This is a genomic window from Collinsella aerofaciens (assembly GCF_039836695.1).
Lineage (GTDB): Bacteria > Actinomycetota > Coriobacteriia > Coriobacteriales > Coriobacteriaceae > Collinsella > Collinsella aerofaciens_BD.
Window position 1 is genome coordinate 1 of record NZ_JBDPAC010000039.1, and the last position, 7286, is coordinate 7286.

8 protein-coding genes and 1 pseudogene are annotated in these 7286 nt (G+C 59.9%); all 9 read left to right on the plus strand.

The annotated features are described in order from the left end of the window. Positions 1–189: pseudogene (locus tag ABG996_RS10515) on the plus strand (SIS domain-containing protein); the annotation flags it as partial. A gap of 46 nt (positions 190–235) precedes the next feature. Then, positions 236–655, plus strand: a complete 420-nt coding sequence (locus tag ABG996_RS10520) for a PTS sugar transporter subunit IIA (RefSeq protein WP_148346728.1) — start codon at positions 236–238, stop codon at positions 653–655. 57 nt (positions 656–712) lie between these two features. Continuing rightward, positions 713–1195: a PTS sugar transporter subunit IIB gene (locus ABG996_RS10525; protein WP_099432286.1), complete on the plus strand. Its 483-nt coding sequence runs from the start codon at positions 713–715 to the stop codon at positions 1193–1195. Positions 1196–1253: 58 nt separating this feature from the next. Next, positions 1254–2027, plus strand: coding sequence for a PTS mannose/fructose/sorbose/N-acetylgalactosamine transporter subunit IIC (locus ABG996_RS10530; protein ID WP_271739668.1), 774 nt, complete (start codon positions 1254–1256; stop codon positions 2025–2027). Beyond that, complete coding sequence (locus ABG996_RS10535) at positions 2008–2841, plus strand: PTS system mannose/fructose/sorbose family transporter subunit IID (RefSeq protein ID WP_196022811.1); 834 nt, start codon at positions 2008–2010, stop codon at positions 2839–2841. Before ABG996_RS10530 ends, ABG996_RS10535 begins: the two co-directional genes overlap by 20 nt. A gap of 88 nt (positions 2842–2929) precedes the next feature. Next, positions 2930–3820 (plus strand): DMT family transporter, encoded by an 891-nt coding sequence (locus ABG996_RS10540; RefSeq protein ID WP_271747057.1) that lies wholly within the window; start codon positions 2930–2932, stop codon positions 3818–3820. A 226-nt stretch (positions 3821–4046) separates the two neighbouring features. After that, complete coding sequence (locus tag ABG996_RS10545) at positions 4047–4820, plus strand: PTS mannose/fructose/sorbose/N-acetylgalactosamine transporter subunit IIC (protein WP_347479834.1); 774 nt, start codon at positions 4047–4049, stop codon at positions 4818–4820. Next, complete coding sequence (locus ABG996_RS10550; RefSeq protein ID WP_196022811.1) at positions 4801–5634, plus strand: PTS system mannose/fructose/sorbose family transporter subunit IID; 834 nt, start codon at positions 4801–4803, stop codon at positions 5632–5634. The genes ABG996_RS10545 and ABG996_RS10550 overlap by 20 nt, the downstream gene beginning before the upstream one ends. A gap of 91 nt (positions 5635–5725) precedes the next feature. Continuing rightward, positions 5726–6940, plus strand: a complete 1215-nt coding sequence (locus ABG996_RS10555) for an MFS transporter (protein ID WP_316367180.1) — start codon at positions 5726–5728, stop codon at positions 6938–6940. Positions 6941–7286 lie beyond the last annotated feature (346 nt).

Below are 7286 nucleotides of genomic sequence, written 5' to 3' on the forward strand. Positions count from 1 at the left end.
GGCGACACCGACATCAACATCATCGACACCGCCGAGTTCGCGATCCCCGGCCTTGACGACGAGTTCCGCGTCATCGTCTCCCCGTGGATTCTGACGGTGCTCGTGACCGACCGCCTGGCTCGCTACTACGAGACGGTCACCAAGCACAACCTCAAGTATCGTCGCTACTATCACCAGTTCGACTACTAAAGAAAACGGGTGCGGGAACGTGCCGGGCTATTGAGAGGAACACAGAATGAGGCAGTACATCATCGCCAGCCATGCGCACTTCGCCACCGGCATCAAGGAGAGCGTCGAGCTGCTCTCGGGCGCTCGCGACAACGTCCACGATCTTTCGATGTTCGTCGATGGCCGCATGGACGTGGCCGAAGAGGCCCAAAAACTGCTGGCAGGCATGTCTGCCGACGATGATGTCGTTGTCTGCACCGACCTCTTTGGCGGTAGCGTTAACAACGAGTTCACCAAGATCGTCCAGACGCGTCCCCGCACGTACCTCGTTACCAACATGAACCTTCCTCTGCTCATCCAGCTGCTGTTCTCTGACGAGTCGGCGCCGGTTGAGGAGACGATTCGCGCCATCGTCGCTGCGGACGATACGCGCGTGAAGTTTGTCAACGATCTTTTGGTCGATGACGAGGAGGAGGAAGAGTTCTAATCCGCAGCACCTACTGACACGCCGTATGACGGCACAAGACCTTTGGGGGGTCACATTATGATTCAGCTACTTCGCGTTGACCATCGCCTGCTTCATGGCCAGGTCGCAGTTTCCTGGGTTCAGGGCCTTGGCTCCAACTGCATCTTCTGCGTGGGCGATAAGGTCGCTAACGACCCGGTGTGGAAGACGACGCTCAAGATGGGCAAGCCTGCCGGCTGCAAGCTCGTCATCAAAGATATGGAGCATGCAATCGAAGCTATCAACTCGGGCGTGACCGACAAGTACAAGATGATCATCTGCGTCGCCACTATCGCTGAGGCAAAGCAGCTTGTTGAGGGCTGCCCGCAGATCAAGTCGGTCAACCTGGGCAACACCAAGCCCAAGGACGAGAAGCGTCCCGACGCTCGTCAGGTCTCTCGTCAGATCTTCCTGACCGCGGCCGAGGAAGCCGATGTGCGCGAGATGCTGGATCGTGGCGTTGAGGTCGAGATTCGACCCCTGGCCGATGACCCCAAGGTCGACTGCGCCAGCGTGCTCTAGGCGTTCAATTTCGAAGAGTCTGAGCTCTTCGTAGTGTCCTATATGGAAAGGGGGATGTATGCTTACCCAAGCAATCCTCATCGGACTTATCGCCGCATTTGGTAAGTTCGACTGCCAGCTCGGTACGCTCTACGCGTTCCGCCCCATCGTCCTGTGCCCGCTCGTGGGCCTGGTGCTGGGGGACCTGCAGTCCGGCCTCGCGATCGGTGCGAGTCTGGAGCTGCTGTTCATGGGCTCGATCTCCATCGGCGCCTACGTGCCGCCTGATGAGACGATCGGCGGCGTGCTCGCCTGCGCCTTCGCTATCCAGCTGGGCCAGAGCACCGAGGCAGCCATCGCGCTTGCCATGCCCATCGCCACGCTGTGCCTTGCCATCAAGAACATCCTTAACGCCGCCCTGCCGATCCTGGTCGACCGCGCTGATGTCTACTCCGGCCAGGGCAACCTTAAGGGTGTCTATGCGATGCACTTCCTGATCGGTTTGACCGGTATCATCATGGCGTTCCTGCTGTGCTCGCTGTCGTTCTATCTGGGTGCTGACGCCATCCAGGGCCTGCTCGACTTCATCCCGCCCTTTGTCCTTGCTGGCTTTGGCGTTGCCGCCAACTTCCTGCCTGCCATGGGCTTCGCCATGCTCGGCCGCCTGGTGCTCACCAAGCAGCTCGTGCCCTTCTACTTCCTGGGCTTCCTGCTGTGCTCCTACGCCAACGTGCCCGTCCTGGGCGTCGCCCTGATCGCCATCATCATCGGCATCGACAAGTTCGACCTGCTCGGCCTGGGCGGAGCCCAGCCCCAGCTCTCCGCGGAAGGGGATGAGGACGATGACTTCTAGTCCCGAGAACAAGATTACGCGCTCCGACCTCGTCAAGAGCGCCGTCAACGTCGGCGCCCTGGGCATGGAGTTCTCCTGGACCTACTACAAGCAGATGAACATCGCCTTCTGCCTGATGGTCGCCAACATGCTCAAGAAGATCTACGCCGGCCGCCCCGACGACTACGCCGCGGCCCTGCACCGCCACTGCGCGTTCTTCAACATCACCGTCCAGTTCGCCCCGTTCGTCGGCGGCATCGCGATGGCCATGGAGGAGAAGGTCGCCCGCGGCGAGATCGAGCCCGAGAGCGTCAACGACGTCAAGGCCGCCCTCATGGGCCCGCTGTCCGGCATCGGCGACTCCATCTTCCTGTCGACGCTGCGCGTGGTCGCCGCCGCGGTGGGCATCAGCCTGTGCCAGGCCGGCAACCCCTTCGGCCCCATCGCCTTCCTGCTCATCTACAACGTCCCCGGCTTCGCGCTGCGCATCTGGGGCGCCGTCAAGGGCTACGAGCTGGGCGTGGGCTTCCTGGACGAGGCCCAGAGGACCGGCCTCATGCAGAAGATCATGACCTGCGTGGGCATCGTGGGCGTCATGGTCGTGGGCGCCATGTGCAAGGACATGTTCTGGGCCAGCATCCCGGTGGCCATCGGCTCGGGCGACGACGCCCAGACCCTCCAGGACATCCTGGACGGCATCATGCCCGGCATGCTCGGCATGATCGCCTTCTGGCTGTACTACTGGCTGCTGTCCAAGAAGATCAACCCCATGGTGCTGATCGTGGCCACCATGGTCGTGGGCATCATCGGCGCGTTCTTCGGCGTGCTGGCGTAGGTTCCTGCGTTCTATTCTGCCCCCAAGGGAAACGGCGACCCGTTGTGGTCGCCGTTTTTTATTACCGAAAGCTAGCTGGAGGTGCTTCGTGATTCGATCTGACAATCCACCCGATAATGGCGTGAGCGGGGCGATGTATCTATTTGGCACGGCGCTCTTGTGGAGTTTTATCGGCATTCTCGTTCGCGCCAATTCGCAGTCAGCTCTTTTGATCGGTGCCGTCACGGCAATATTTATGGCGCTCTTTATCCTGCTCGTCGGCAGGCCCGTCCTCCGCGTCAGCCGCCTTATTGTCCTTGTGGCCGTCTGCAACTTCGTGACGGGCACCACGTTTAACTTTGCCAACCAGCTCACGACGGTCGGCAACGCGATCGTCCTGCAGTACACCTCGATGATTTTCGTTATCGTGTATCAGTCGCTCGCAACTCGCACGTTGCCCTCGCCTGCGAAGATTGCCTCCGTGGTGGTTGCTTTTACGGGTATGGGACTGTTCTTTTTAGGCGATTTGAGTGCCGAGGGCATGCTCGGCAACCTGCTTGCCGTCATTTCGGGAGCCACCTTTGGGCTGTGTTTCTTTTTAAACTCTCGCCCCGATGCGTCGCCCATGGTGTCCTCGCTCATCTCCTGCGGCATCTCGATACTGCCGATCGTCTATTTTGCCGGCGACCTAGGCTCCGTAAAACCCTTTGAGTGGGGGCTTATGCTGGTGCATGGCCTTTTTTGCAGCGGCCTTGCGAGTGTGCTGTATGCCAAGGGGATTGCGCGCACTAACGCGTTTGCGGCCAACTTGGTTTGCATGAGCGAGGTCGTGCTCGCTCCCTGCTGGTCGGCGCTCCTCTTTGGCGAGGTCTTTCGCTGGAACGAGTTTTTGGGCGCGGCGATAATCGTTTTGGTGATTGTAGGCAACTTGGCATACGATGCCTTTGGCGATGGCTTTCTGGTGGCGCTTGTCCGCCATCGAAACAAAGAGCGCGCCTGATGGGATACGTCTGCCGTTTACGGTAAAAAACACCCCGCTGAGCGAGTGGTATTAAATAGTAAGAACCTGCATATCTATAATTGGTATCAAATCATTTGTGCCTGGCATAGGTGTTAACAGCACACCAGGTACGCTTCGGGCCGTGTGGTCGAGTTTCCGGATTGATATCAACAGCGCGCGCGACGGTGACCGGCTATGACTCGAGATTTCCCATTTTGGAGGAACCATGCTTACCCAAGCAATCCTCGTCGGCTTAGTCGGAGCGTTTGGAGGCCTCGACTACCAGCTCGGCACCCTCTACGCGTTCCGCCCCATCGTCCTGTGCCCGCTCGTGGGCCTGGTGCTGGGGGACCTGCAGACTGGTCTTGCCGTCGGCGCCAGCCTGGAGCTGCTGTTCATGGGTTCGGTTTCCATCGGCGCCTACGTGCCGCCTAACGAAACCATCGGCGGCGTGCTCGCCTGCGCGTTTGCCATTCAGCTCGGTCAGGGTACCGAGACGGCCATCGCGCTCGCCATGCCCATCGCTGTCCTTTCGCTGACGATCGGCAACATTACTAGTGCCTTGTTCACCGTGTTTGTCGATATGGCAGACAGGTTCGCCCTCAAGGGAAACCTTAAAGGCATTTACGCCGTTCATTGGGGCATGGGTCTTTGGGGCTGCCTTGAGTATTTCCTGCTGTGCGGCGGCGCCTTCTATCTGGGCTCCGATGCCATCCAGGGCCTGCTCGACTTCGTCCCGTCCTTCATCATTGATGGTTGCGGCGTTGCCGCCAACTTCCTGCCTGCCATGGGCTTCGCCATGCTCGGCCGCCTGGTGCTCACCAAGCAGCTCGTGCCCTTCTACTTCCTGGGCTTCCTGCTGTGCTCCTACGCCAACGTGCCCGTCCTGGGCGTCGCCCTGATCGCCATCATCATCGGCATCGACAAGTTCGACCTGCTCGGCCTGGGCGGAGCCCAGCCCCAGCTCTCCGCGGAAGGGGATGAGGACGATGACTTCTAGTCCCGAGAACAAGATTACGCGCTCCGACCTCGTCAAGAGCGCCGTCAACGTCGGCGCCCTGGGCATGGAGTTCTCCTGGACCTACTACAAGCAGATGAACATCGCCTTCTGCCTGATGGTCGCCAACATGCTCAAGAAGATCTACGCCGGCCGCCCCGACGACTACGCCGCGGCCCTGCACCGCCACTGCGCGTTCTTCAACATCACCGTCCAGTTCGCCCCGTTCGTCGGCGGCATCGCGATGGCCATGGAGGAGAAGGTCGCCCGCGGCGAGATCGAGCCCGAGAGCGTCAACGACGTCAAGGCCGCCCTCATGGGCCCGCTGTCCGGCATCGGCGACTCCATCTTCCTGTCGACGCTGCGCGTGGTCGCCGCCGCGGTGGGCATCAGCCTGTGCCAGGCCGGCAACCCCTTCGGCCCCATCGCCTTCCTGCTCATCTACAACGTCCCCGGCTTCGCGCTGCGCATCTGGGGCGCCGTCAAGGGCTACGAGCTGGGCGTGGGCTTCCTGGACGAGGCCCAGAGGACCGGCCTCATGCAGAAGATCATGACCTGCGTGGGCATCGTGGGCGTCATGGTCGTGGGCGCCATGTGCAAGGACATGTTCTGGGCCAGCATCCCGGTGGCCATCGGCTCGGGCGACGACGCCCAGACCCTCCAGGACATCCTGGACGGCATCATGCCCGGCATGCTCGGCATGATCGCCTTCTGGCTGTACTACTGGCTGCTGTCCAAGAAGATCAACCCCATGGTGCTGATCGTGGCCACCATGGTCGTGGGCATCATCGGCGCGTTCTTCGGCGTGCTGGCGTAAGGGCCCGGCTGCATAGATTTTCGTTGCAACCTGGAAAGGGGATGGAGCAGGCCTATGCTCTCCATCCCCTTTTTGTATAGAAGGAGTTCGTATGTTCGCGAAGGGTCGCGAAGCAATGCGCCTGACGCCGGCAGAGGTCAGGCTGATTCTTATTGAGTCCCTGCAGTGGTGCGCCAACAACGCGGTCTACTTTTTGGGGCTTATCGGTGCGGCCACGTATGATCTGGCCGGCACGGCCTTTTTGGTTGCCGCCATTACGCTCGCGCGCAATCTTATGACGTCGGTGGGCAATATGGTGTCGGGCTCGGTCATCGATCGCTTTGGACCGCGCCGGACGTCGTTTGTGACGTGCGTGATTACGGCAGTGCTATCGCTTGGCGTGGGGTTAGCGCCGTTGTCTGTCCCCGGGCTTGTGTTTGCCGCGTGCGTCTTGGGACTTGCGGGCGGCTTTATCAACACCTGCACGCATGCGTTTCCGGGATACCTGGAGTCGACCACCGAGGGTCGTACCCGCGTGAACGGCCTCATGGTGTTCTACAGCAATATCGCCTATACCGCTGGCCCGCTGCTCGGCGGTGCCATCGTGAGCTGTTTTGCCACGCAATCGGTTTATCTGCTCATGGCGGGCATGATGGGTGTGGCGGCCGTGCTCTCCTTGGGCTGTCACGAGTGTGTTGCTCCCGCAAAAGGGGAGAAGCCGAAGGGCGGTATTCTGGGCGGCATGGCCGAGGGTGCGCGACTTACGTTTCGCGACCACGACTTGCGCCTCATCTTTATCTCGGGCTTTTTGGGTTTCTTTGCGTTTGGCGCGTTCGATTCGCTGGAGTCGTTGTTCTACCGTGATGTACTCAACGTGGATATCGTCTGGCTGGGCTGGTTGTCCTCGGTCGTGGGCCTCACTTCCTCGGTGGGTGCGTTCATCCTGACCAAGCTTTCTGCTCGCCATGTCAACCTGCGATTGCTGCTCGGCGCGCTCATGGCCGTGGGCATTGGGTCCATGGTGTACGTGGGCACCGATATGCTGGGGGTCGCGATTATCGGTCAGGCGATTAACGGTCTGGCCTGGGGGTTCCTGGAGCCGCTGCAGATGATCTTGATTCAGGAGCGTGCCGACATCAAATACCTGGGGCGCATTACCGGCTTTGTGCGTTTTGGCCTGATGAGCGCCGGCGTGGTGCCGCTGCTGGCGGCTCCGTTTTTGGCGGAGGCTTTGGGCGTCCAGACGGTACTGTTTGGAGCATCGACCATTATTGCGCTGGTAGGAACGCTGTTCTTTGTCACGCAAGGGAGACGCCGGGGGCGTTAGCTATACATCAAATTCTAATTTAATACCACTCACCAGAGAATTTCGACCGTTCACCGAGGATTGGAACAGATTGAAAAATGGTATTAAAAACACGTTGGGTGTATGTCTATAATTGGTATCGAAAAGAAACGCGATGTATAGATTCGCGTGCAGGACAGAAAGGAAAAGCCATGAAGGAAACCGAGAAGATCGAGATCATGCACTTTAGCCAGGAGGGCTACGTCGAGGACGGCAAGAACGTCTATGAGACCGGCAAGAAGATGATCGAACTCGCCGACAAGGTCGCCGACGAGGGCTACGACGCCGTGTTCCTGATGGGCGTCGGCGGCACCTGGGACGAGCTCAT